Genomic DNA, 23,630 nt, shown 5'->3' on the forward strand with positions numbered 1-23,630 from the left:
GAGCCCCATGAAGACGCACACACATTGGACGAACATTCCTGACACCGCCCGTGGGGCAAGTGCCGCCATCGGAAATTTTGATGGGGTTCACCTTGGTCATTGTGCGGTGATCGACATCGCGCGCGCCAAGGGGCCGCTTGGCATTCTCACGTTTGAACCGCATCCACGCGAATATTTTGCCCCACACAGCAAATCCTTTCGCTTGATGAATGCGGAATCAAAACAAAGCCGTTTGGAAAAAAACGGCGTCGAACATCTGTTTCAGCTGCCTTTTGACGCAGAGCTCGCGGCAATGCCGCCTGAAGAATTTGTCCGTAAAGTTCTCAAAGACGGGCTGGGCCTCAGTCATGTCGTGGTGGGCGCTGATTTTTGCTTTGGCCAAGGTCGCGCCGGCACAGCCGAAGACTTGGTGCGCTATGGCAAAGAGATGGGCTTTGGCGTCACCATCGCACCTTTGTTGAAAACCGAAAGCGGTGTGTCATCGTCATCTGCGATCCGCGAGGCCTTGGCCGACGGTCGGATGAGCCACGCCATGGATATGCTGGGCCATTGGCACCGTATCGAGGGCGCTGTGAACCACGGCGACAAACGTGGCCGAGATCTTGGATTTCCGACGGCGAATATGTCCATCGACGGGCTGCACGCGCCAAAATTTGGCGTCTATGCTGTGCTGGTGGATGTGCTCACAGGCAAGCATCAAGGCAGCTATAAAGGCGCGGCCTCTTTGGGTGTAAAGCCTACTTTTGGGTCCAATGTGCCCTGCTTAGAGAGCTTTATTTTCGACTTTGATGGCGACCTATATGACGAACATCTGTCTGTTGGGTTTGTTGAATTTTTGCGCGGCGAAGAAAAGTTCTCCAATTTGGACGACTTGATCACCCAAATGCATGCCGATTGCGATAAAGCGCGGCGCATTTTGGCGTCCTTGACATGACCCTGCGCCCACGTTTTTGGGAGGAAGTGCCTCTCAAGAAAATGAATGCGGATGAGTGGGAAGCGCTGTGTGACGGTTGCGGCAAATGCTGTTTGAACAAGATCGAAGATGAGGATTCGGGCGAAGTCTTTTTGACCCGCGTGGCCTGTCGTCTGCTCGATGATCAAAGCTGCCTGTGCGGTCAATATGAGACGCGCAAAAGCATCGTGTCGGAATGCATCGTGCTCAAACCCAGCACCTTGGAAAAGCACATCTATTGGATGCCCGAGACCTGTGCGTATCGCTTGCTGCACAAGGGTCACGCCCTGCCCGAATGGCACCCGCTGCTCACCGGCGACCCGCAAAGCGTCCATGACGCGGGCGTGTCGGTGCAAGGCATGACAGTATCTGAATTGAACGTGGATGATGATGACTGGGAACATCACATCATTGAGGAGCCAGTCTAATGTTTTTCGCCTCTGACAACACTTCGGGGGTTCACCCCAAAATCATGGAAGCCCTAGCCGAGGCCAACAGCGGCTTTGCCCCTGCTTACGGCAATGATCGCTACACGGGCGCGCTGCAAGAACGTTTGCGTGATATGTTTGATGCGCCTGATGCGCGGGTCTACCCGATGACCTCAGGCACGGGCGCCAATGCAGCACTTTTGGCAGCTATGACGCCGCCTTGGGGCGTGATCTATTGCCACGAAACAGCACATATCGAAGTCGATGAACGGGGCGCTGCGACGTTTTATGCAGGGGGCGCGAAACTCAAGGCGCTGGCGTCCAAAGACAGCCGCATTGATGTTGATTTTTTGCGCACAAAAGTGACTGAGGACCGCGGCAACACCGATGTACACGGCATGCCCCCCGCTGCTGTGTCGCTGACAAATCTTACCGAATTTGGCGAAATCTACACACCAGCGCAAATCGCACAAATCGCCAGCGCTTCGTCTCTGCCTATCCATTTTGACGGCGCACGCTTTGCCAATGCCATGGCCGCAAGTGGTGCGACGCCTTGGGAAATGACCCGCGAGTTGAGCACACTGTCTTTGGGGGCCACCAAGACCGGCGCGATGGCTGCCGAAGCCGCTGTGGTGTTTGATCCAGAATTGGTGCAAGCCTTTGAAAGCCAACGTATGCGCGGTGGGCACAACATATCAAAAGCGCGTTTTGTCTCGGCGCAGATTTTGGCTTGGCTTGAGGATGATCTTTGGCTTGAACTGGCGTCACACGCCAATGCCATGGCTGCACGTCTGTCCGCAGGGATCACCGAACTGGGCGGACATCTGAACTATAGTGTCGACGGCAATATGGTCTTTGCCACCCTGCCCCGCGGGAAACATGCGCAGGCCAAGGCAAAGGGCGCGGTCTATAACCTGTGGTGCGCTGACACCGCGTTGATCGGCGATCCAGACACGCCCCAGATGGCGCGGTTTGTGGCCAGCTGGTCCACGACGCCTGCGCATGTGGACGCTTTGCTGGCCGCTTTCGCAGATTAAAACGCAAGCCTTGAGTTTGCTGGTCTAGATCTTGCCCGCGAGGTGCAGATCAAGATCCTCAAGGCTATTTTGCCCCCAAAACCGCTCGTCTGAGTCTTTGACAATGTAGAACGGCGACCCAAAGATGCCAGCCGCTAAGCCCTCTTCCAAATTGCGCGCATAGGTTTCCGCGCCTTGCAACATGCCTGTCATCGACAGCTGCGGATCAAACCCGCCAGCTTTGAGCGCCTCGGTGATCACGGCGTCATCGGCGATGTTTTTGTCATCAGCCCACATGGCATGGTTCAATGATGTGATCACAGCCGCAACATCGCCGCCGCCTGCGTTAACCGCCGCAATAATCGCGTAAGATGCGGGGGCCGCATTGGTTGGCCAAAACTGCGCGTTCAGTTTCAAAGGCAGGCCCGTTTTCTTGGACAGACGGGTGAGTTCTTGCGTGCGGTAAACCTTGCGTCCTTCAGGACGGTCCGCAGGCTTTTGCGCACCCAAAGCCTCGAACATCGCCATGATGTCATAGGGTTTATAATTGATCGTGGCGTCATGTTTTACCGCGATCTTTTCCAAACGATCTCCGGCGAGGTAGGCAAAGCCCGAAAGCAGTGAAAAATAGTAGTCAATCTGTTTCATTTTGCGTCTCTCCTGGTCAGCGCTGTTTTCAAGACCGTAGAGGGATGGTAAGCGGTGTCAACATCACGATTCCATGACTGTTGGCCAAATAACTCATCGGGAATGCTGCAATGCCGAACGCTTCTGAACCTAAACTGATTTCTGGTAACGCGAACAGACCTCTCGCAAAATCTGTCGCGCGACGTTTGTCGATGCATCGCGGTATGAATGTGCAGCTCTGTGACGCTCGCGTTGAACGTTTCAATGATGGTGAAATTTTCGTCGAGGTGTACGAAAACGTACGCGGCGAGGACATGTTTATCATCCAGCCCACATCAAACCCTGCCAATGACAACTTGATGGAGCTGTTGATCATCACCGATGCGCTGCGCCGCTCAAGTGCAGGTCGTATCACGGCTGTGATCCCTTACTTTGGCTACGCACGCCAAGACCGCCGCTCGAAAGCGCGCACACCTATTTCTGCCAAACTGGTCGCCAACATGATGGTTGAAGCTGGTATCGAGCGCATTTTGACCATGGACCTGCACGCGACACAAATCCAAGGCTTCTTCGACATTCCCGTAGACAACCTTTACGCCTCGCCGGTGTTCGCTTTGGACATCAAGCACCATTTCAAAGGCGCTATGGACGACATCATGGTGGTGTCCCCTGACGTTGGCGGTGTGGCGCGGGCCCGCGAGCTTGCCAAACGTATCAATGCGCCACTGTCGATCGTTGACAAGCGTCGTGAAAAAGCTGGCGAAATTGCCGAGATGACTGTGATCGGTGACGTTGCTGGCAAAAAATGTATCATCGTCGATGACCTTTGCGATACGGCTGGCACGCTGTGTAAAGCGGCTGAGAATCTTATGGACCACGGCGCCGCAGAAGTGCACGCCTATATCACCCACGGCGTGTTGTCAGGCCCTGCGGTCGAGCGTGTGACCAACTCTGTTATGAAGTCTTTGGTGATCACCGATTCGATTGAGGCCTCAGACGCGGTCAAAAACTGCCCGAACATTCGTATCGTACCAACAGCCCCACTGTTTGCTCAAGGGATCATCAACACTTGGAACGGCACATCTGTGTCGTCTTTGTTCGACAACGAGACTTTGGTGCCTTTGTACGAAGGCCACTACCACCTGTAAGCGGTCAGCACATCAGATACAAAAGTGGCGCGGAAGGGAACCCTTGCGCGCCATTTTCAATTTTAAGCTCAGGGTTTGGGCCACGACCCGACTGTCATGCTGTTAGACGTCCCAATCATCCGTGTGACGTACCGGACCAATGGCCATCCAGTCGGCACGCACACGGGCCACACGCGTGTCGCCCCATGTTCGAAAGACGATCACAAAGCCCTCTTCGGTCACCATCTCGGCGCAAATGTCCACGCGGTGATTGGTCGCTTGGTCAATATCGAGCATCGAAAGCCCAACGGTAATCATCGGTGAGGTTGAAAAGGGTTCATCGAAATCAATCACGCGGCGCAATTCGCGCGGACCAGTGCCGGTCCACATCACGCCGCCATCTTGAAAATCGGAAAACAGCAAAAGGGAATCCTGTTCAATTCCCAGTTGGTGCGTGTCAATTCTTTGCATAAGTCAGTATATCTCTAGCATGTTCAATAGGGTGGACTAAATTTTAGGATCGCCCCATCGACCTTTTTTCCATTCTAGGCTGTGCGCGCAGGCTTGTCCACGTTCAGGTAGACTATGAGCGTATTACGGCTTTTTGATGCTGGCGCGATGACGAAATTTAGTGTTCCAACCAACACGGAACCGCCACGGCTATATGTAAAAAGTCCCTTGGCGTAAACCAAGGGACTTTTAAATCTCTAAACAGTGCTGAAGCTTACAGGTGAGCGTCGAAGCCCAAGTGTTCAGCAATGTGGACGAGATCAGCGAGAAGCTTTTGCGTCTCGTGATGCGCATCAACTTCTGCCGCCTCATGCGCCTGTGTTGCAGTGGACACGAGCTCAGCAAGAACCTCTGGTGTCACTTCAGCACGTGGCAAAGCAATTTCAGCCAAAACAGAAATGGTGTCTGCTGACAGTTCAGCAAAACCGCCTGTGACAACAAACTGCTCTTCGCCTGCAGCACCCTTGACGGTCAGGAAACCGGGACGCAATGACAAGATTGTCGGCTCGTGGCCGGCCATCGCAGTCAAATCACCGTCGGCGCCTGGGATCTGCACCTCTGTCGCAACCATAGACGCAAGTTTGCGCTCAGGAGAGACGAGGTCGAATTGGACAGTATCAGCCATGAATGGCCTCCTTTAAAGCGTTTTGCCCCCCGCCCCGTCACGCCCGATAGACCAAATCTACCCGATGTGTGGTGGCGAACGATCCGAGATCAAGTCCAGATGGACATAGATCCCGAACCGTTTGGAGTGTCAGACTTAAGCAGCGTCAGCCGCCATTTTCTCAGCTTTAGCAAGCACTTCGTCGATGCCACCAACCATGTAGAAAGCGCCTTCTGGAAGGTGATCGTACTCACCAGCCACAACAGCTTTAAACGATTTGATAGTGTCTTCGAGAGGAACCTGTTTACCGTCAGCGCCGGTGAACACTTTCGCAACATCGAATGGCTGGGACAAGAAACGCTCGATTTTACGGGCGCGTGTCACAGTCATTTTGTCGTCTTCAGACAACTCGTCCATACCAAGGATGGCGATGATGTCTTGCAAAGACTTGTAACGCTGCAAAATTTGCTGAACGTCAGTCGCCACTTTGTAGTGCTCGTCGCCGATGATCAAAGGATCGAGCAAGCGAGATGTGGAACCGAGTGGATCAACCGCTGGGTAGATACCTTTCTCAGAGATAGAACGATCGAGAACGGTCGTCGCATCCAAGTGAGCAAAGGACGTCGCTGGTGCAGGGTCAGTAAGGTCATCCGCAGGCACGTAAACCGCTTGAACGGACGTAATAGAACCGTTCTTGGTGGATGAGATGCGTTCTTGCATCGCGCCCATGTCGGTCGCCAATGTTGGTTGGTAACCCACAGCTGATGGGATACGACCCAAAAGCGCAGACACCTCGGAACCGGCTTGTGTAAAGCGGAAGATGTTGTCGACGAAGAACAGAACGTCAGACCCGGATTCGTCACGGAATTGCTCAGCAAGGGTCAAACCTGTCAAAGCAACACGCATACGCGCACCGGGAGGCTCGTTCATCTGACCGTAAACGAGAGCAATTTTAGACTCTTCGAGGTTGTCAGGAACGATAACGTTAGATTCGATCATCTCGTGGTAAAGGTCATTGCCTTCACGTGTACGCTCACCCACACCGGCGAACACAGACACACCAGAGTGCACTTTCGCGATGTTGTTGATGAGTTCCATGATGAGAACTGTTTTACCAACACCCGCACCACCGAAGAGACCAATTTTACCACCCTTCGTGTAAGGCGCGAGAAGGTCGATAACCTTGATGCCTGTCACGAGGATTTCAGTCGCTGTAGATTGCTCGTCAAACGCAGGCGCGTCGCCGTGAATTGGGCGGCGATCAGTTGTGTTAACAGGACCTTTTTCGTCAACAGGATCGCCTGTGACGTTCATAATGCGGCCCAAAGTCGCTTTACCAACTGGAACAGAGATCTGTGAACCCGTTGCTGTGACGGCTTGACCACGTACGAGGCCTTCAGTCGCATCCATAGCGATTGTACGAACTGTACCTTCGCCAAGGTGTTGCGCAACTTCGAGAACCAAACGGTTGCCATTGTTGTCTGTTTCGAGCGCGTCCAAAATTGCCGGCAAGTCGCCGACGAACTGAACGTCAACAACGGCGCCAATCACCTGCGTGATTTTGCCTTTTGCTTGTGCCATGTTTCGTTACTCCGGTTCTTAGAGCGCTTCAGCGCCCGAGATGATTTCGATAAGCTCGTTGGTGATGACAGCCTGACGCGAACGGTTGTATTGGATCGTCAGTTTGTCGATCATGTCGCCTGCGTTGCGTGTGGCGTTGTCCATAGCGGACATGCGCGCACCCTGCTCGGAGGCAGCATTTTCCAAAAGAGCTGCAAAGATCTGCGTGGCGACGCCGCGCGGCAGAAGGTCTGCGAGGATGGCTTCTTCGGAAGGCTCATAATCGTAGAGCGATCCACCGTCATCTTCACTTGCTTCATATGCTGCTGGGACAACCTGCAAAGCTGTTGGAATTTGGGACACAACGTTGACAAACTTCGAGTAGAAGATCGTCGCAACGTCGAACTCTTCCGCATCGAAACGACCAAGGACATCCTTGGCGATTTCTTGTGCGTTGGCATAGCCCAGACGTTTCACGCCGCTCAGATCGACATGGCCGACCAAAAGCGCACCAAATTCACGATTCAGCTGTTCACGACCTTTTTTGCCAACAGTGAGAACTTTCACTGTTTTGCCAGCCGCTTGCAATTCCGCGATACGTGTTTTTGCGAGTTTCACGATCGAAGAGTTGAAGCCACCACACAGGCCGCGTTCTGCAGTCATCACGACGAGCAATTGCACATCGTCTTTGCCCGTCCCAGCAAGAAGCCGGGGCGCGCTATCAGAGCCACCAACTGAAGCCGACAAGGCACCCAGAACGGCATTGAACCGTTCTGTGTAGGGCCGTGACGCTTCAGCTGCATCTTGGGCGCGGCGCAATTTTGCGGCCGCGACCATTTGCATGGCTTTCGTGATCTTGCGTGTGGATTTCACACTCGCGATCCGATTTTTCAGGTCCTTGAGATTAGGCATTTAACTGTCCTTTTCCCGGGATTAAGCGAAGGTTGCTGCGAATTCGTCCAGAACAGCCTTCACCTTATCGGCGGCGTCGCCTTTGATTTTTGGATCTTCATCAGAAATCCAAGTCAAAAGATCTTTGTGCTTGCCGCGCAAGAACTCAAGAAGACCTTTTTCGAAACGGCTCACATCGGATACAGCGATTTTGTCGAGGTAACCGTTTGTACCCGCGAAGATAACGCAAACGATTTCTGCGTTGGTCAGCGGTGAGTACTGAGCTTGTTTCATGAGTTCTGTCAAACGCGCACCACGGGCCAGCAACTGCTGAGTGGAGGCATCGAGGTCGGAACCGAACTGAGCAAAAGCAGCCATCTCGCGGTACTGAGCGAGAGAGAGTTTCACTGGGCCAGCAACGGAAGACATCGCTTTAGTTTGCGCAGATGAGCCAACACGGGAAACAGACAGACCAGTGTTCACCGCAGGGCGGATCCCTTGGTAGAAGAGTTCTGTTTCAAGGAAAATCTGACCATCGGTGATGGAAATCACGTTTGTCGGAATAAACGCAGAAACGTCGCCGCCTTGGGTTTCGATGATCGGCAAAGCCGTCAAAGACCCTGAACCATAATCTTCGTTCAATTTTGAAGACCGCTCAAGAAGTCTGGAGTGAAGATAGAAAACGTCACCTGGGTAAGCTTCACGACCTGGTGGGCGGCGCAAAAGCAAGGACATTTGACGGTAGGACACAGCTTGCTTTGAAAGATCATCATAGATGATCAAAGCGTGGCGGCCGTTGTCGCGGAAGTGCTCAGCCATAGCTGTCGCAGCGTAAGGTGCCAAGAACTGCATAGGTGCAGGATCGGACGCGGTTGCTGCCACAACGATTGTGTACTCAGACGCACCGGACTCTTCGAGCTTTTTAACAAGCTGAGCCACTGTGGAGCGTTTTTGACCAATAGCCACGTAGATACAGTACAACTTGTCGTTTTCAGACGTTGCAGCATCGTTGTAGGATTTTTGGTTGAGGATGGTGTCGAGCGCCACAGCTGTTTTACCAGTCTGACGGTCACCAATGATGAGCTCGCGCTGGCCACGGCCAACTGGGATCATCGCGTCAACAGATTTAAGACCTGTTGCCATTGGCTCATGAACGGATTTGCGTGGGATAATGCCCGGCGCTTTCACGTCAGCTACGAGGCGTTTGGACGTTTTAATTTCGCCTTTGCCATCGATTGGGTTGCCAAGGCCGTCTACGACGCGGCCCAGAAGTTCGTCACCGGCAGGAACGTCCACGATGGACTTCGTACGCTTAACTGTGTCGCCTTCTTTGATGTCTTTGTCAGACCCGAAGATAACGATACCTACGTTATCGGCTTCGAGGTTGAGAGCCATCCCGCGGATACCGCCGGGGAACTCAACCATTTCACCAGCCTGAACGTTGTCGAGACCGTAGACGCGGGCGATACCATCACCAACGCTCAGTACACGACCAACTTCAGCAACTTCGGCATCTTTGCCAAAGTCTTTGATCTGATCCTTGAGGATCGCAGAAATTTCGGCTGCTTGGATTCCCATTATCCGACCTCTTTCATAACATTCTGGAGGGACGCGAGTTTTGAAGCGATTGACGTATCAATCATCTTCGAGCCCACTTTAACGATAAGACCGCCGATGATGGACTCATCCACGGTCGCATTGATGGTGACGTCTTTGCCAAATTGAGCAGAGAGTGTTTTGGCCAATTTGTCGCTCTGCGTTTTGGTCATCGCCTTAGCAGAGGTGACGTCCGCAGTCAGTTCGCCGCGCTCTTCTGCGAGCATGGCGTTCAGTGTCTCCACGAGTTGTGGAAGCACAAAAAGACGACGGTTTTGCGCCAGCAAGGCCAAAGTATTGGCCATGATGGACGAAAAATTCGCTTTTTTCGAGATGGCGGCAACAACAGCACCGTGTTCCTCACGCGAGACAACAGGTGATGCGATAACCGCATTCAAGTCAGCACTATCGGCCAGAGCCGATGCGAGAGACGCAACATCGCTCTCAAGCGCTTTTAGCTCATTGCTTTCCTTGGCCAGATCAAACAAGGCCGTGGCGTAGCGTGCGGCAATACCGCGGGAAATCGAAGCTGGTTCGGACACGTCCACCCTTCCGATGTCGTTGGGCCTTTCCTTCTCAATACACGGATTTGTGTACATCAAAGGTCGGGCATCTTGAGAAGCCCGTGCGGATGCACAGGCAGTAAAAATCGCGCTGGGTATAGCTGAGCATTTGCCACCTCGCAACCTTGTTACTGACCTGTCGTGCCAAGATGTCGCGGGGGCATTTACGTAAAATCAATTACTTAGGGAAAATACCCGATCCAAGGCCTGAAAAAAAGTTAAACATTGCTGCCATTTTGCCTCTCAATTGGGCGAATCCAGTGTTGAATTTACTGGGTGACTCGATGCTATGGTCGGTGCTGACATTTTGAGAACGTGATTAAAGTGAAACGTTTTCTAAGTGGCGACACTGCCAGCAACTTACTTACTTTCAAAACAATACAGACAAAAACGAGAGACTGTGACCATCCACGCTGTAGTCCTTTTGACTGTTCCGTTTTCCCAAATTCACACCTTGTTCGGCCAGGACAAACTCTACGTAAATTAGATAGTCCAGTCGCAGCTATGGCTCAGATCGGTGCTGCGGTACAATTGGACTCAATTTTCGCGTCAGGTGCAGTATGTCCGAACGTCTTATTCTGTATTTTATCGGCTTGGCATAGGATCCATGCTGATTGACCTGTTGAATTCTGACGCCGCAGACACAGAAGAGTTATTCAATGAACCAGATGACAACGAAACAGATGGAGATGTTTCAGATCTCGAGAAAGATGAATCGGAAGTCGTCACGCCAAAGGGCGGCCTAGACATCAGGTCGTCATGCTGATGATTCTGAACCCATTTGTTCAACGCCGAAAGCCCAAAAATCGCAGACCGCTTGTGGTCGCGTCAGGCCACTGGTCGTGGCGATGCTATGCGAACAGCGTCGCGGAGAAATTCGTCTGTAGATCTCTTGATATCTCTTGATATCTCTTGGCCATTCTTGATCTCCGTCATAGCAAATATTGCTCGAAAGAGACCGGTACTAAACCGTCACAAGACCAAGCTTATCCGCGCCAGTATTAAGCCGGCTTCGTCTCGGGCACAGGCCGCAGCCCGCCCAGCACGCCTTTGGCACGGCTCAAAGCCTGAGGGCTGCCCGTGCCAGTTTGGGCATAGACCTGCTTGGACACTTCCAGAATCAAAACCCCACCCGCCAAGTGATCGGTCACTTGGCGGCCTATTTTTTCCAGCACAGGCCCAGAGCGTAGCCAGAATTTTTTGTTCGATGGCGGCTGAAACAACACGGCCTTGTGGCGCTCAGGGATAAAGTTGGCGCGCTTCAACTGCGCCTCCAACTGCCCCAAAGAATAGGGCCGACCATAGCCAAACGGCGTGTCGTCCGAGCGCGACCAGAGGCCCCCGCGATTGGGCACAACAAACAACGCCTTCCCCCCAGGGCCCAAGACCCGCCAACATTCGTCTAATAAGGCAGCTTGATTTTCCGAAGTTTCAAGCCCGTGCATCACCACAAGCCGGTCCACAACGCCTGTTTGCAACGGCCAGCGGATTTCTTGGCAAAGCGTCGATGTGTTTTCCATACCCGCAGGCCAATGCATGACCCCTTGCTGGTCGGGCATCAAGGCCACCACGCGACGCGCATCAGCCAAATAGGGTCGCAACAACGGCACGGCGAACCCGAAGCCCGCAACAGTCTGGCGCGATGCATCGGGCCAATAGGACACCACTTGATTGCGGATCACACGCTGCGCCGCCCGCCCAAGGCCGGTGCGATAGTAGAAATTTCTAAGATCAACAACGTCGAGATGCATTGAATGTTCAGGGTCCATGGCACAGAGTTAAAGCAACCATGACTCAAAAGGCGGACAAACACCATGACAGAACGCGTCACATTGCCTGTGCTTCAAGACAACTACGCATTTCTGCTGCATGACGAGGCATCAGAGTCCACCGCTCTTGTCGATGTTGCGGACCACGCCCCCATTCTGGCCGAGCTCGACAAACGCGGTTGGACGTTAACGGACATTTGGATCACGCATCACCATTGGGACCATGTCGACGGCCTTGCGCCCTTGTTAGACTCCTGCGCATCCCGCGGCTGGGCCCCACGCGTTGTGGCCGCACGCGCCGATATGCACCGCCTACCCACCGACCGGATCACCTATCAAACTCACGATGGCGATACTTTTGTCTTCGGGGACATCCCTGTGCATGTCATCGATGTTCCAGGGCACACAGTTGGCCACATCGCCTTTCACCTGCCCAGCATCAGCACTCTGTTTACCGCAGATAGTCTGATGGCGCTGGGCTGCGGGCGTTTGTTTGAAGGCACCCCCGCGCAAATGTGGGACAGCTTGCAAAAGCTACGTGCTTTGCCAGCACAAACCACTGTGTGTTCAGGCCACGAGTACGCTCAAAGCAACGCTGCCTTTGCGATCACAGTTGATCCAAACAATGCAGAACTCAAAGCGCGGATCAAAGATATCAACACAAAACGAGCGCAAAACCTGCCCACAGTACCCTCCACTTTACAGCTCGAAATCGACACAAATCCGTTCCTTCGCGCAGACAATACGGCCCTCAAAGCCGCCATCGGCATGTCTGGATCAACAGATTTAGAGGCCTTCACAGAAATTCGCACCCGAAAAGACAGGTTCTGATCTTACATTGGCCCTTGCAAAGACAGGGGCGCAGCATACATCATGTTAACAAAGGGGCTGCATTTATACGCGGTGCCGAGGAAATATTGGTACGACCAATCAAAATGACGTGTCTTAACCAAAAAACATCTTGAAGTACGCAGGCTTAAATCGAACTTTAAGAGTATGAGGCGACGGTGGCTGAAGGGCCACTACAAGCCCCGTCTGGACCCGAATGAAAGGAGCACCCCCACAGTGCCATCATTTTCGAACACCCTTGAGCAAGCCATTCATGCAGCGCTGGCGCTTGCGAATGCGCGCAAACATGAACTCGCAACGCTCGAGCATTTGTTGCTCGCGTTGATCGATGAACCTGATGCTGCCCGCGTCATGCAGGCCTGCAACGTCGAACTGGAAGAGCTACGCAAAACGCTCGTAGACTATATAGAAGACGATTTGACAACGCTGATCACCGACGTCGAGGGCTCCGAAGCCGTTCCAACGGCATCCTTCCAACGCGTCATTCAACGCGCAGCGATCCATGTACAGTCCTCAGGCCGCACAGAAGTGACCGGAGCCAATGTTCTGGTTGCGATCTTCGCCGAACGGGAATCCAACGCGGCGTTTTTCTTGCAAGAACAAGACATGACTCGCTACGACGCTGTGAACTTCATAGCGCATGGCGTTGCCAAAGATCCCGATTTTGAAGAAACTCGCCCGATCGCCGGCGCCGATGACGAGGATGAAGGTCCAACCATTGGCGGACCGGCCTCTGGAGGCGAAGAAAAAGAATCTGCACTGGCCAAATACTGTGTCGACTTGAACAAAAAGGCCGCTGAAGGGGATGTGGACCCCCTCATTGGCCGCTCACATGAAGTCGAACGCTGTATCCAAGTCCTCTGTCGTCGTCGCAAGAACAACCCACTTTTGGTGGGTGACCCAGGTGTTGGTAAAACCGCCATCGCAGAAGGTCTTGCGCGTAAAATCGTTGACGGCGAGACCCCAGCTGTTCTGGCTGGGTCCACAATCTATTCACTCGATCTTGGCGCTTTGCTGGCAGGCACTCGCTACCGCGGTGATTTTGAGGAACGCCTCAAAGCCGTTATGAAAGAGCTTGAAGATCACGCTGATGCCGTTTTGTTCATTGATGAAATTCATACCGTGATCGGCGCAGGTGCCACCTCTGGCGGTGCCATGGATGCTTCCAACCTTCTCAAACCTGCTTTGGCTGGCGGAAAGCTGCGTTGTATGGGCTCGACAACTTACAAAGAGTTCCGTCAGCACTTTGAAAAAGACCGCGCTTTGGCACGTCGTTTTCAAAAAATTGATGTGAATGAACCCTCTGTAGATGATGCCGTGAAAATCTTGATGGGGATCAAACCCTACTTTGAGGAACATCACGATATCCGCTACACCAATGACGCGATCAAGTCTGCTGTAGAATTGGCCGCGCGCTATATCCACGATCGCAAACTGCCGGACAAAGCCATCGACGTGATTGATGAAGCTGGTGCAGCACAACATCTCGTTTCTGAGAGCCGTCGTCGCAAGACAATCGGCACCAAAGAAATCGAAGCTGTGGTGGCGAAAATCGCACGCATTCCTGCTAAAAATGTCTCCAAAGGCGATGCTGAAGTGCTCAAAGATCTCGAAGCCACGCTCAAACGTGTGGTCTTTGGACAAGACAAAGCCATCGTTGCCCTATCGTCAGCCATCAAACTGGCGCGAGCAGGTCTGCGCGAGCCTGAAAAACCCATCGGCAACTACCTCTTTGCCGGACCAACAGGTGTGGGCAAAACCGAAGTTGCAAAGCAGCTTGCGGACACACTCGGCGTTGAACTTTTGCGCTTTGACATGTCCGAATACATGGAAAAACACGCTGTTTCGCGCTTGATTGGTGCGCCTCCTGGCTATGTCGGTTTTGACCAAGGCGGTATGCTCACAGACGGTATCGATCAGCACCCACATTGTGTGCTGTTGCTTGATGAAATGGAAAAAGCCCACCCTGACGTTTACAACATCCTGCTTCAGGTGATGGACAACGGCAAACTCACTGACCACAACGGACGGACAGTTGATTTCCGTAATGTCATTTTAATCATGACATCTAACGCGGGCGCGGCTGAGCAAGCGAAAGAAGCTATCGGCTTTGGACGTGACCGTCGTGAAGGTGAAGACACCGCCGCGATTGAACGCACCTTTACCCCAGAATTCCGCAACCGTTTGGATGCCGTGATTTCTTTCGCGCCTCTGCCAAAAGACGTTATTTTCCAAGTGGTTGAAAAATTTGTACTGCAACTCGAAGCACAACTTATGGACCGCAATGTTCAAATCGAACTGACACGTGCCGCAGCTGAATGGCTTGGTGAAAAAGGCTATGACAGCAAAATGGGCGCACGTCCTCTTGGCCGGGTGATCCAAGAGTACATCAAAAAACCGTTGGCTGAAGAACTACTCTTTGGGAAATTGGCTAAAGGCGGTGTCGTTCAGGTTGGCGTAAAAGATGGAAAAATCGATCTGCGCATAGAAGAACCAGGTGACCGAAAAATCGCTGCACGCAAAAAACCGCCTTTGCTTACAGCTGATTAAGTCGTCAATGCGGCTTCTAACTCTACCTATAGTGACATGTATGTCCCTCGCCAGCCCTGTTTTGGCGGGGGACATCTCTTTGGGGCTTCCTATCGACTGTGAGCTGGGGAACACCTGCTACATCCAAAACTACGTCGATGCCGACCCAAGCGACACTATGGCGGATTTCACCTGCGGCGCTCTCTCCTACGACGGCCATAAGGGTACAGATTTCGCATTGCCGACAGTCAAAGATCTCGAAAGCAATGTGCACGTCCTTGCCTCTGCGGCAGGCACGGTTATGGCCACGCGCGACGGAATGACCGACCACCGGCAGCGCACAGCCGGCGCTCCAGACGTGTCTGGCGTTGAATGCGGCAACGGTCTTGTCATTGATCACGGTGAAGGCTGGACGACGCAGTATTGCCATATGATGCAAGGGTCTATTCGCGTCCAAAAGGGCGATCATTTGGACCGAGGCACCTCTCTCGGCCATGTCGGTCTGTCAGGTATGACAGAGTTTCCACATGTGCATTTGGTCGTCCGAAAAGACGGCAAGGTCATTGATCCGTTCAGTCCAGAGCCTGCAACCACTTGTGGTGAAACACATACTGACACACTTTGGGATATCCCCATCGCATATCAATCGACAGGTCTTCTCTACGTGGGCATTGCCTCAGGAATTCCAGATTACGACGACGTCAAAGCAGGGACTGCACAGGCCGAAACCTTATCCATCGATAGCCCTAATCTGGTCGTTTTTGGATTTGCATTTGGCGGTCACGGTGGGGATATTATGCGCCTGATGCTCTCTGGTCCCAATGGGACAGTTGCCAATCGCGACGTCACTTTGGACAAAAACAAAGCCCAATACTTCAATGCAACAGGTCGAAAATCTTCAATGGACTGGCCTGCTGGCACCTATACGGCCAAAGTTCAGATCATACGTGACAGCGAAATAATAGAAACCAAAGCGCACCAAATCACGGTTACGCCCTAGGACTATTTCTCCGTCAGCTTAAGCTCGATTCTGCGATTTTGCGCCAAATCAGCGGGACTATCGCCAAGTGCGATCGGGTGAAATTCGCCAAAGCCCGCGGCTGCCAAACGGCTGCCAGGAAAACCGAGCGCATCTATCATATACCGCACAACTGACAAAGCACGCGCTTGGCTCAATTCCCAGTTATCCTTGTAATCTCCGGTCCCTGACAGAGGTACTTTGTCAGTATGGCCATCCACGCGGATTACCCAATCAATTTCTGTAGGAATATCTTTGGAAACCTCAGCCAAAATACTGGCAACACGTCCAATTTGTGCTTGGCCGCTGGCCGCCAAGGTTGCCGACCCCTGACCAAACAGAACCTCAGAGCTGAACACAAAGCGATCGCCGACGATGCGCACACCATCTCGATCCCCAAGAATGTCACGAAGGCGGCCAAAGAATTCTGATCGGTAATTTTGCAGCTGCTTGGCCTCTTCTTCCAGTCGTTTGCGCTCGGCCTCTTCTAGTTGTGCGCGACGACGTTCTTCGGCGGCAACTTGCGCAAGCGCAGAATTGAGCCGCGATGTCAGTGCGTCGATTTGCACATTGGCTTCGACATCGCGGTCGGTGCGATCATCCAAAATGGCCTGCAAAGACGCCAGTTGACTACGCAGCGCCGACACTTGCTGATTAAGCAAGGTCACTTTACGCGCGCTCTCAGCTGACTTTTCACTTTCATCCGCGAGGGCTGCTTTGGCTGTTGCCAACAAAGCCGCCTGCTTTTGTGCCTCTGACAATTGGGTTTGAACATCGAGATCAAGCGACTTGCGGGCAGCATCGGCTGCGGCAAGCAAGGTCAACGTTTCTTCGGCAGATTTGCGTTCTTCTTCAAGGGCAAGGGTCAAGGCGGTCAATTCATCTTGCGATGTCGCCAGTTTATCACGCAAAGCCTGCAAAGCCGCTTGATCCAGAATGCGGGCCTTTTCTGCCTCAGTCAAAGTGGCCTCTTTCAACAAAAGTGCTTTTTGCGCCTCCGAGAGTGCCGTATCGCTTTCAAGTCGAGCAGCGTCCGACTGTGCCTGAGCGGTTTGGGCATCAAGTCGAGCCTGCTCTGCGGCGTTTAAGGCAGCGGTTGCGTCATCGGCACGCGCTATGACTGCAGCCAAGGCAGCATCTTTATCCGTCACATCTGCTTGCAATTGCGCCACCAAAGCATCCAATGCCTCACGTCTTGCCGCAGCAAGACGTGCATTTTGCGTAGCGACATCGATTTCATCACGTGCACGGGCCAAAGCAAGCTGCAGGGCTTCTTGCTCAGAAATGATTCGCGCGTTGGCCGCCTCCAAATCCGCAATGGTAGCGGATTGCTCACCGGACAGCGCCAAAGCGGAGTTGCGCTCCGATAACAGGCTGGCAACTTGCGCCTCAAATGAAGCAATTTGAGCCTCTTTTTCAGAGTTCTGCGACTGGAGTGATGCGATTAATGCAGTCTGGGCCGCCGCCATATCGCGTACGTCGCTTAATGTGGCGCGGATCGTGCCGAGTTGATCTTCCAACCCAAATGCACGCTGTTGTTCCAGCCCCAATGCCAAAGCCAAAGCTTCAACTTCAGATGTCAGTGCATTAAGCTCCGTTTCTTGCCCTGAAATCGTTTCGCGCAACATAGATTGTACGACCATAAAAATGGTCAAAACAAACATCAAAACCAGTAAAAGCGCGGTCATCGCATCGACGAAGCCAGGCCAAATCGACCCTGACATGCGTTGCGAAGAACGGCGCAAAACGGCCACGACCTATTGCTCCTGCCCTGCGATATCGCGCAAAGCACGTGTCAGGGCGGAAATTTCGCCGCGCAATGCCGTGGTGCTTTCTTGGCGCCCCGCCGAAAGTTCTTCGAGAATGCGCAAAAGTTGAACGTCTATCGAACGCAACCGCATTCTGCTTTCGGCATCGTCACCCAAATCGCCTTGTGTCTCAGATTTCGCATTTTTTTCAAGCACAGAGACAAGGCGTTCTTGGGTTATGGCAATCTTCTCCAATGCTGGTCCAGTCCCGCCATCATTTTCCATGCGCAAAACCATGCGATCGATAGATTTTGAAAGCTGGTCGATACGATCATCAATCAAAGAACGCGAGACATCCGACTGCACAAAAAGATTTTGCAGCCCCTCCATCTGCAGGGACATGTGATCAAGAACAGCAGCGGCGCCGGACATTTCGCCATCGCCATCCCCCGAAGAAAATCCGATTCGTGTGATCGAGGACATCCATTCTTCAAGTTCGCGGAAGAAACGGTTTTGACCATGAGATGCAAACAGTTCAAGTAGCCCGACCACGAGCGAGCCTGCGAGACCCAAAAGGGACGATGCAAAGGCCGTACCCATCCCGCCAAGTTGCTGCTCTAACCCCGTCATCAGACGTGTAAAGACAACAGATGCGCCCTCGCCCTCTTGCGGAGATAACGCGCGTATGGTGTCAACCAGTGCAGGTACCGTCGTGGCAAGGCCGTAAAACGTACCTAAAAGCCCTAAGAAAATCAAAAGGTTAGATATGTACCTGGTAATATCGCGCGCTTCGTCAATGCGCGTGGCGACAGAATCCAATATTGAGCGTGATGAAGAGCTCGAGATCTGGGACTGCGCACCGCGTTCGCGCATCAACCCCGCAAGCGGTGCCAAAAGCCGAGGGGCGCGCTTGCCCTCTTGTCTGGGTCGCACGCCAATAAAACGCTCGATCCAATTGACCGATCCCACGAGCTGCAACACCTGCCAAAAACAAGCGACAACACCGATGACAAACACAAATCCAATGAATCCGTTAAGATAGGGATTGGCCAGAAACACAGGAAGAACCCGCGGCAAAGCCACGTATCCGCCAAAGCCAACCAACCCCAGGACCATCACCATCAAAGTGATCTGTCTCACGGGTTGTGAAAAATACTGCGACACCTCTTGATCGGGTTGGCCCATGTGACCCTGTCCTGACCTAATGTTTCATGTTGTGGCTACGATAGGGGACGAATGGCGTCCTGCCAACACGCGATTTCAAGACTTTGCATGCAAACGCGATCTAACTTTGTCCGCGAGCACCGTAAGCTCGACATCTTCCATACCCATGCCCACCAAATGCTCCGCTGTGTTGAACAAATAGGCGCTGTTTGGACCTCGGCCACCTGTTGCAACAGCGATGATATCAGCCTGTTGCTCCAATGGCAGAGGGCCGGTGTATTGCACATGCTTTGGATCGATCACATATGCCAAGGCCGTGATCTCACGACCATCATCCAAATGCAATTTCACATGATCTTCGAAATAGGCAGAAGACACCAATTCGCGTTCACGCAAGTCGTTCAAACATTGCAGGGCTGTATCAGCGCCGACTTGAAATGCAACACCACGGCACGTGGCACCTGCAGTCGCATCTAGCGCCAAAACAAGACCAGGCACGTCGACACTGCCGCGATGATGGATCGACCACATGCAGAACGAACGCGCATACCCCGTCAGCGTGGCAGGCGCATGATCGACAAAATCGAACTCGGGGTTCCACAGTAACGATCCGTAACCAAAGACCCAAAACCCATTTTCGAAATCATCCATAATTGATCACGCCCTTGTCTTACAGGCCCACTGGCCAAGTTGCTTGGCTGTGGTTAAACACGTCTTTGGCCACCGTTGGAAGTCTTGTTGAAAGGGATCGTTATGCGCAAAGTCACTTGGCTTCTTTTGGGGCTTGCTGTGCTCTATTCCGGCTATTGGTTTATTGCGGCGCGCGGCAGCGAGCTCGGCGTCAAAACATGGCTTGAGGCGCGCACCACTGAGGGATGGCAAACAGAATACGCGACACTCGAAACACGTGGGTTTCCTTTAACCTTCAAGACCACGCTCACAGATGTCGCTATTGCAGACCCTGCTACGGGGCTGGCTTATCAAACATCCAAAATCTCAATCAAAAGCCGCAGCTTTACCCCCACACGATTGCACGCGGAACTTGCGCAAGACGTCCGCTTGTCCACGCCATTTCAACACATCGACATAACCAACGCCTCCGCAAATGGCACCTTGTTTGTCGAGGTCGGTCCTGCGTTGACAATGCATCGCGCGACCTTTGATTTTGACGACCTTATCGCCGAATCAACGCTTGGTTGGGGGTTTTCTTTGGACAGCGCCACGGCAACGGTTCAGCGCCTTGAAGACGATCCCTTGACCCATGATATACAGATGACATTGAACGATCTCGCGCCATCGACATCCTTGATGAAACGGCTGAATCCAAACGGCATTCTGTCGGATCAGTTCGATGCCTTGGCCATTGATGCCAGCATGACTTTTGACAAAGATTGGGACATCACAGCCCTTGAAGGTCCCCGTCCGCAGCCCACTCACGTGCTATTGCGCAATATGGCAGCCACTTGGGGCGCACTTGATCTGCGCATTGCTGGCGAATTTGAAGTAGATGAGCGCGGCGTGCCCAACGGGAAAATCAGTCTAAAGGCAACCAATTGGCGCGAGATGATTGCGCTCGCTGCCGCGGCAGGCATCATCCCTCAGAATTTTGAAAACTTGGCGCTGCGTGGCGGCGAAATGTTGGCAAAGATGTCGGGCAATGCCAACACGATTGACGCAGAACTAACACTTTCACGCGGTAATATTTCGCTTGGGTTTCTGCCGCTTGGCCCTGCTCCGCGCATCACCATCCGCTAATGCGTCAACGGCAATAACTGCCTGAGCGATAGCGTGCTGTGTCAAAATGGAAATGGTCTTTGTGATATTTATTGGCGTTCGGTCCCAATACTGTCCCAAATGGCCCACAGGCAGATTTGTGCATTTTTTTCAGTATCGTTGAATACTTACGATCATTCCACCCCTCTAGAACGGTGGTAGAATCGCCATTTTTAAGTGTAAACCCAGCGATATCGATGGCGCGACCTCGACCGTGTTCGGATACTTTCGCACCCGGCTGATTGTTGCGCGTTCGACAAGAATAGCTTGCAACCACCTTGAGCTCACTCAAGCCGCCACCTTTGCGCCCCACCGCAGGTTTCGCACCTTTATCGATCCACGTGCGCAATGCTTTGGCTGTTGTGCAGTCGATTATTGCGGGCGAGAACAGTTTGACGCCGGATATTTCAGTGATCCGCACCGGATCGCTTAAACCGCAGCCTTTGAGTGTTGCTTGAATTTCTTTAATCGCCGTGCCACGAATATCGCGATGTCCGCAAACAGATCCTGCGGTCCGATAAGACACCTGAGTTTGCCTCGGCGCCTTTAAGGTTTTTGGTCGGAATTGCGGCACAAGAGAGACCGTCATTGCCGGCGCGGTTTGAGGCGCAATCACCACGTTCGGCAAGACGACTACGGGATCGACCAGCGCAACAGAGCCGGGCCGCGCCATTGGAAAAGGTGACCGCGTCATTTCGGCGGTGGCAATTTCGGCACTCATCAATACCCAAATTGATAAAATGGATCCACAGGTCCGCCTCATGACGCGTCTGAATTGCGGCCAAAATTGGGGGCATCGGTATCCTGGCCCGCATCAATAATGCTACGACGAATGGCGCGGGTACGGGTGAAATACTTGTGCAAATGATCGCCATCGCCCTGACGAATGGCACGCTGCAGCGCAAACAATTCTTCTGTGAATCGGCCCAAGATTTCAAGCGTGGCATCTTTGTTGGACAAAAACACGTCACGCCACATGGTCGGGTCAGAGGCCGCGATACGCGTAAAATCGCGAAAACCTGCAGCCGAAAATTCGATAACTTCTTGATCCGTGACGCGGCTCAAATCATCGGCGACACCCACCATTGTATAAGCAATCAAATGCGGAGTGTGGGACACAACCGCACAAACAAGATCATGGTGCTCAGCATCCATGCGCTTGGTGTTTGATCCTAGAGCGCGCCAAAACTCTTCAAGACGCACAATCTCCTCCTCAGAGGATTCATCAGACGGCACAATCAAACACCAACGATTATCAAACAGTTCGGCAAAGCCTGATTTGGGGCCAGAATGCTCGGTCCCAGCCATCGGATGAGTGCCTATAAATTCAACATTTACAGGTAGATGCGGCAAAACGGATGCAAATATGTCTTTCTTTACGGAGCCAACATCAGACACCACAGCACCCGCTTTCAACCCAGGCGCAATCTCAGCCATAACAGCGCCCATAGCACCAACTGGGACAGCCAAAACGATCAAATCGGCGTCTTTCACAGCCTCAATCGCAGTGTCGCACACACGGTCGACCAGTCCCATATCACGGGCGATGTCGCGGGTTTCGGCTGAGCGCGCATAACCTGTGATCTCGCCCGCAATACCTGCACGGCGCATCGCCAAAGACATAGAGCCCGCAATGAGGCCCAGCCCGATTAGGGCCACGCGCTCATACATGACGCTCATCTGGTTTGCTCCAAAAATTGCCCGATCGTATGAGCCACACGGCGACAAGAAGATTCATCCCCGACGGTAATGCGCAAGCAGTTGGGCAGACCGTAGCCAGCCACACGACGCACCAACAATCCATTGGATTTGAGAAATGCGTCACAGTTTTCGACTTCTACGGCATCGATAAAACGCGCCAAGATAAAATTGGCACAAGATGTATCGGATGGCACACCGTGTTCCATCAGTGCCTCAGCCAACCATGCGCGCAAACGGGTGTTTTCTTCACGGCACTTCTCGACCCAGTCACGGTCTTTGACTGCCGCTTCAGCCGCCGCCAATTGCGGCTCGGACATATTGAACGGGCCTCGCACACGATTGAGCGTGTCGATAATTTCTTGTGGACCATAGCCCCATCCGATCCGCGCGCCGCCCAATCCGTAAATTTTGGAAAAAGTCCGCGTCATGACAACGTTGTCGCGGGTCTCTATCAGGGCAGCACCGCCATCAAAGGCTTCGACATATTCAGCGTAGGCGCCATCAAGTACCAAGATCGCTTGCGGTGGCAAACCATCCGCTAAACGCGACACTTCGCGCTGACCGACCATTGTTCCAGTTGGATTGGCAGGATTGGCGATAAATACAATCTTGGTTTTCTCGGTGCAGGCCGCAAGAATGGCATCCACATCAACCACGCGCTCGCGCTCAGGCACGCAGACGGGCGTCGCCCCCGCGGCCAATGTCGAGATGCGGTACATCGAAAACCCGTGTTCTGTGTGGATCACCTCATCGCCAACACCTGCATAGGCTTGGCACAAAAAGGTGATAATTTCATCTGACCCAACGCCCACAATGATTTGCCGCGGATCAAGTCCGTGCACATCGCCAATGGCTTGGCGCAGCGCGCCGTGATCTGTATTGGGATATCGGTGCAATTGATGGGCGGCTTTGGTATAGGCCGCTTTCGCGCCATCAGGTGTTCCGAACGGATTTTCGTTCGACGACAGTTTGACGGCGTTACCCTGTCCAGCAATCTGGCTTTCACCACCTTGATACAAAGTGATGTCAAGAATTTTGGGTTGGGGTTCAATCACACGGGTCATAGCTCAACTCACGATAAGGATGTGCCCGTCATACCCTTGTGCGCGCAGCAAGGAAAGTCGCTTCAAGCATAGGCGCAAATATGTTGCGCGGGCGCGTCTGTTTTGACAAGCAAACGACCTTAAAGCGCCATTTATACCTCA

Annotated in this window: 22 protein-coding genes; 8 read left to right on the forward strand and 14 right to left on the reverse strand. The window is 53.0% G+C overall.

What is annotated here, in order from left to right; translation table 11 throughout:
- Positions 1 to 7 precede the first annotated feature (7 nt).
- Genes WNY38_RS03550 through WNY38_RS03560 form a run of 3 tightly spaced genes read left to right on the forward strand, consistent with a single transcriptional unit; the run spans position 8 to position 2,417 of the window.
- Positions 8 to 934, forward strand: coding sequence for a bifunctional riboflavin kinase/FAD synthetase (locus WNY38_RS03550; RefSeq protein WP_342855945.1), 927 nt, complete (start codon positions 8 to 10; stop codon positions 932 to 934).
- A complete protein-coding gene (locus WNY38_RS03555) occupies positions 931 to 1,380 on the forward strand; it encodes a YcgN family cysteine cluster protein (protein WP_342855946.1) in 450 nt (149 codons plus the stop codon). The genes WNY38_RS03550 and WNY38_RS03555 overlap by 4 nt, the downstream gene beginning before the upstream one ends.
- Positions 1,380 to 2,417: a beta-eliminating lyase-related protein gene (locus tag WNY38_RS03560; RefSeq protein ID WP_342855947.1), complete on the forward strand. Its 1,038-nt coding sequence runs from the start codon at positions 1,380 to 1,382 to the stop codon at positions 2,415 to 2,417. Before WNY38_RS03555 ends, WNY38_RS03560 begins: the two co-directional genes overlap by 1 nt.
- Positions 2,418 to 2,441: 24 nt before the next feature.
- On the opposite strand, the gene WNY38_RS03565 is transcribed toward WNY38_RS03560, so the two are convergent.
- Positions 2,442 to 3,044 (reverse strand): 2-hydroxychromene-2-carboxylate isomerase, encoded by a 603-nt coding sequence (locus tag WNY38_RS03565; RefSeq protein WP_342855948.1) that lies wholly within the window; start codon positions 3,042 to 3,044, stop codon positions 2,442 to 2,444.
- Between the two features lie 110 nt (positions 3,045 to 3,154).
- On the opposite strand from WNY38_RS03565, the gene WNY38_RS03570 reads away from it, so the two are divergent.
- Positions 3,155 to 4,171, forward strand: a complete 1,017-nt coding sequence (locus tag WNY38_RS03570; protein ID WP_342855949.1) for a ribose-phosphate pyrophosphokinase — start codon at positions 3,155 to 3,157, stop codon at positions 4,169 to 4,171.
- A 102-nt stretch (positions 4,172 to 4,273) separates the two neighbouring features.
- Here WNY38_RS03570 and WNY38_RS03575 read toward each other — a convergent pair whose 3' ends face one another.
- From WNY38_RS03575 to WNY38_RS03605, 7 genes are all read right to left on the reverse strand, one after another.
- On the reverse strand, positions 4,274 to 4,621 hold the full coding sequence (locus WNY38_RS03575; protein WP_342855950.1) for an H-type lectin domain-containing protein: 348 nt from the start codon (positions 4,619 to 4,621) through the stop codon (positions 4,274 to 4,276).
- A 253-nt stretch (positions 4,622 to 4,874) separates the two neighbouring features.
- On the reverse strand, positions 4,875 to 5,285 hold the full coding sequence (locus WNY38_RS03580; protein WP_342855951.1) for a F0F1 ATP synthase subunit epsilon: 411 nt from the start codon (positions 5,283 to 5,285) through the stop codon (positions 4,875 to 4,877).
- A gap of 135 nt (positions 5,286 to 5,420) precedes the next feature.
- The gene (gene atpD / locus WNY38_RS03585; RefSeq protein ID WP_342855952.1) at positions 5,421 to 6,845 is read right to left on the reverse strand and encodes a F0F1 ATP synthase subunit beta; all 1,425 of its coding nucleotides are present in this window, start codon (positions 6,843 to 6,845) and stop codon (positions 5,421 to 5,423) included.
- 18 nt (positions 6,846 to 6,863) lie between these two features.
- Positions 6,864 to 7,736 (reverse strand): F0F1 ATP synthase subunit gamma, encoded by an 873-nt coding sequence (locus tag WNY38_RS03590; protein ID WP_342855953.1) that lies wholly within the window; start codon positions 7,734 to 7,736, stop codon positions 6,864 to 6,866.
- Between the two features lie 21 nt (positions 7,737 to 7,757).
- Positions 7,758 to 9,293, reverse strand: coding sequence for a F0F1 ATP synthase subunit alpha (gene atpA, locus WNY38_RS03595; RefSeq protein ID WP_342855954.1), 1,536 nt, complete (start codon positions 9,291 to 9,293; stop codon positions 7,758 to 7,760).
- A complete protein-coding gene (locus WNY38_RS03600) occupies positions 9,293 to 9,853 on the reverse strand; it encodes a F0F1 ATP synthase subunit delta (RefSeq protein WP_342855955.1) in 561 nt (186 codons plus the stop codon). The genes atpA and WNY38_RS03600 overlap by 1 nt, the downstream gene beginning before the upstream one ends.
- A gap of 1,022 nt (positions 9,854 to 10,875) precedes the next feature.
- Entirely contained in the window at positions 10,876 to 11,625 is a 750-nt protein-coding gene (locus WNY38_RS03605; protein ID WP_342855956.1) for a methyltransferase domain-containing protein, read from the reverse strand.
- Between the two features lie 63 nt (positions 11,626 to 11,688).
- Here WNY38_RS03605 and gloB point away from each other — a divergent pair, with 63 nt between their 5' ends.
- The 3 genes from gloB (at position 11,689) to WNY38_RS03620 (ending at position 16,021) form a co-directional block, all read left to right on the forward strand.
- The gene (gloB, locus tag WNY38_RS03610; protein WP_342855957.1) at positions 11,689 to 12,474 is read left to right on the forward strand and encodes a hydroxyacylglutathione hydrolase; all 786 of its coding nucleotides are present in this window, start codon (positions 11,689 to 11,691) and stop codon (positions 12,472 to 12,474) included.
- A 234-nt stretch (positions 12,475 to 12,708) separates the two neighbouring features.
- The gene (gene clpA / locus WNY38_RS03615; protein ID WP_342855958.1) at positions 12,709 to 15,042 is read left to right on the forward strand and encodes an ATP-dependent Clp protease ATP-binding subunit ClpA; all 2,334 of its coding nucleotides are present in this window, start codon (positions 12,709 to 12,711) and stop codon (positions 15,040 to 15,042) included.
- A gap of 40 nt (positions 15,043 to 15,082) precedes the next feature.
- The gene (locus tag WNY38_RS03620) at positions 15,083 to 16,021 is read left to right on the forward strand and encodes a M23 family metallopeptidase (protein ID WP_342855959.1); all 939 of its coding nucleotides are present in this window, start codon (positions 15,083 to 15,085) and stop codon (positions 16,019 to 16,021) included.
- Positions 16,022 to 16,023: 2 nt separating this feature from the next.
- Here the strand turns inward: WNY38_RS03620 and WNY38_RS03625 are convergent, their stop codons facing one another.
- From WNY38_RS03625 to WNY38_RS03635, 3 genes are all read right to left on the reverse strand, one after another.
- Positions 16,024 to 17,793, reverse strand: a complete 1,770-nt coding sequence (locus tag WNY38_RS03625; protein WP_342855960.1) for a peptidoglycan -binding protein — start codon at positions 17,791 to 17,793, stop codon at positions 16,024 to 16,026.
- A 3-nt stretch (positions 17,794 to 17,796) separates the two neighbouring features.
- Positions 17,797 to 18,972: a biopolymer transporter ExbB gene (locus tag WNY38_RS03630; RefSeq protein ID WP_342855961.1), complete on the reverse strand. Its 1,176-nt coding sequence runs from the start codon at positions 18,970 to 18,972 to the stop codon at positions 17,797 to 17,799.
- Positions 18,973 to 19,047: 75 nt separating this feature from the next.
- Entirely contained in the window at positions 19,048 to 19,602 is a 555-nt protein-coding gene (locus WNY38_RS03635; RefSeq protein ID WP_342855962.1) for a gamma-glutamylcyclotransferase, read from the reverse strand.
- Between the two features lie 102 nt (positions 19,603 to 19,704).
- On the opposite strand from WNY38_RS03635, the gene WNY38_RS03640 reads away from it, so the two are divergent.
- Positions 19,705 to 20,706: a DUF2125 domain-containing protein gene (locus WNY38_RS03640; RefSeq protein WP_342855963.1), complete on the forward strand. Its 1,002-nt coding sequence runs from the start codon at positions 19,705 to 19,707 to the stop codon at positions 20,704 to 20,706.
- A gap of 4 nt (positions 20,707 to 20,710) precedes the next feature.
- On the opposite strand, the gene WNY38_RS03645 is transcribed toward WNY38_RS03640, so the two are convergent.
- The 3 genes from WNY38_RS03645 to hisC are packed head-to-tail and all read right to left on the reverse strand — an operon-like array spanning position 20,711 to position 23,489.
- On the reverse strand, positions 20,711 to 21,445 hold the full coding sequence (locus WNY38_RS03645) for an extensin family protein (protein WP_342855964.1): 735 nt from the start codon (positions 21,443 to 21,445) through the stop codon (positions 20,711 to 20,713).
- A gap of 38 nt (positions 21,446 to 21,483) precedes the next feature.
- Positions 21,484 to 22,404, reverse strand: a complete 921-nt coding sequence (locus WNY38_RS03650) for a prephenate/arogenate dehydrogenase family protein (protein ID WP_342855965.1) — start codon at positions 22,402 to 22,404, stop codon at positions 21,484 to 21,486.
- The gene (gene hisC / locus WNY38_RS03655; RefSeq protein WP_342855966.1) at positions 22,401 to 23,489 is read right to left on the reverse strand and encodes a histidinol-phosphate transaminase; all 1,089 of its coding nucleotides are present in this window, start codon (positions 23,487 to 23,489) and stop codon (positions 22,401 to 22,403) included. Before hisC ends, WNY38_RS03650 begins: the two co-directional genes overlap by 4 nt.
- Between the last annotated feature and the right edge of the window lie 141 nt (positions 23,490 to 23,630).

Origin of the sequence: Pacificibacter sp. AS14 (assembly GCF_038899935.1) — a bacterium.
In the GTDB taxonomy this organism is placed as follows: Bacteria; Pseudomonadota; Alphaproteobacteria; order Rhodobacterales; family Rhodobacteraceae; genus Celeribacter.

Coding starts and splice junctions, on each gene's coding strand:
- WNY38_RS03645 (WP_342855964.1), bottom strand. CDS start 21,445: ATGAGTGCCGAAATTGCCACCGCCGAAATGACGCGGTCACCTTTTCCA.
- hisC (WP_342855966.1), bottom strand. CDS start 23,489: ATGACCCGTGTGATTGAACCCCAACCCAAAATTCTTGACATCACTTTG.
- gloB (WP_342855957.1), top strand. CDS start 11,689: ATGACAGAACGCGTCACATTGCCTGTGCTTCAAGACAACTACGCATTT.
- WNY38_RS03620 (WP_342855959.1), top strand. CDS start 15,083: ATGTCCCTCGCCAGCCCTGTTTTGGCGGGGGACATCTCTTTGGGGCTT.
- WNY38_RS03560 (WP_342855947.1), top strand. CDS start 1,380: ATGTTTTTCGCCTCTGACAACACTTCGGGGGTTCACCCCAAAATCATG.
- WNY38_RS03575 (WP_342855950.1), bottom strand. CDS start 4,621: ATGCAAAGAATTGACACGCACCAACTGGGAATTGAACAGGATTCCCTT.
- WNY38_RS03640 (WP_342855963.1), top strand. CDS start 19,705: ATGCGCAAAGTCACTTGGCTTCTTTTGGGGCTTGCTGTGCTCTATTCC.
- WNY38_RS03580 (WP_342855951.1), bottom strand. CDS start 5,285: ATGGCTGATACTGTCCAATTCGACCTCGTCTCTCCTGAGCGCAAACTT.
- WNY38_RS03630 (WP_342855961.1), bottom strand. CDS start 18,972: ATGGGCCAACCCGATCAAGAGGTGTCGCAGTATTTTTCACAACCCGTG.
- WNY38_RS03570 (WP_342855949.1), top strand. CDS start 3,155: ATGCCGAACGCTTCTGAACCTAAACTGATTTCTGGTAACGCGAACAGA.
- WNY38_RS03650 (WP_342855965.1), bottom strand. CDS start 22,404: ATGAGCGTCATGTATGAGCGCGTGGCCCTAATCGGGCTGGGCCTCATT.
- WNY38_RS03635 (WP_342855962.1), bottom strand. CDS start 19,602: ATGGATGATTTCGAAAATGGGTTTTGGGTCTTTGGTTACGGATCGTTA.
- WNY38_RS03550 (WP_342855945.1), top strand. CDS start 8: ATGAAGACGCACACACATTGGACGAACATTCCTGACACCGCCCGTGGG.
- atpA (WP_342855954.1), bottom strand. CDS start 9,293: ATGGGAATCCAAGCAGCCGAAATTTCTGCGATCCTCAAGGATCAGATC.
- WNY38_RS03565 (WP_342855948.1), bottom strand. CDS start 3,044: ATGAAACAGATTGACTACTATTTTTCACTGCTTTCGGGCTTTGCCTAC.
- WNY38_RS03555 (WP_342855946.1), top strand. CDS start 931: ATGACCCTGCGCCCACGTTTTTGGGAGGAAGTGCCTCTCAAGAAAATG.
- WNY38_RS03590 (WP_342855953.1), bottom strand. CDS start 7,736: ATGCCTAATCTCAAGGACCTGAAAAATCGGATCGCGAGTGTGAAATCC.
- atpD (WP_342855952.1), bottom strand. CDS start 6,845: ATGGCACAAGCAAAAGGCAAAATCACGCAGGTGATTGGCGCCGTTGTT.
- WNY38_RS03605 (WP_342855956.1), bottom strand. CDS start 11,625: ATGCATCTCGACGTTGTTGATCTTAGAAATTTCTACTATCGCACCGGC.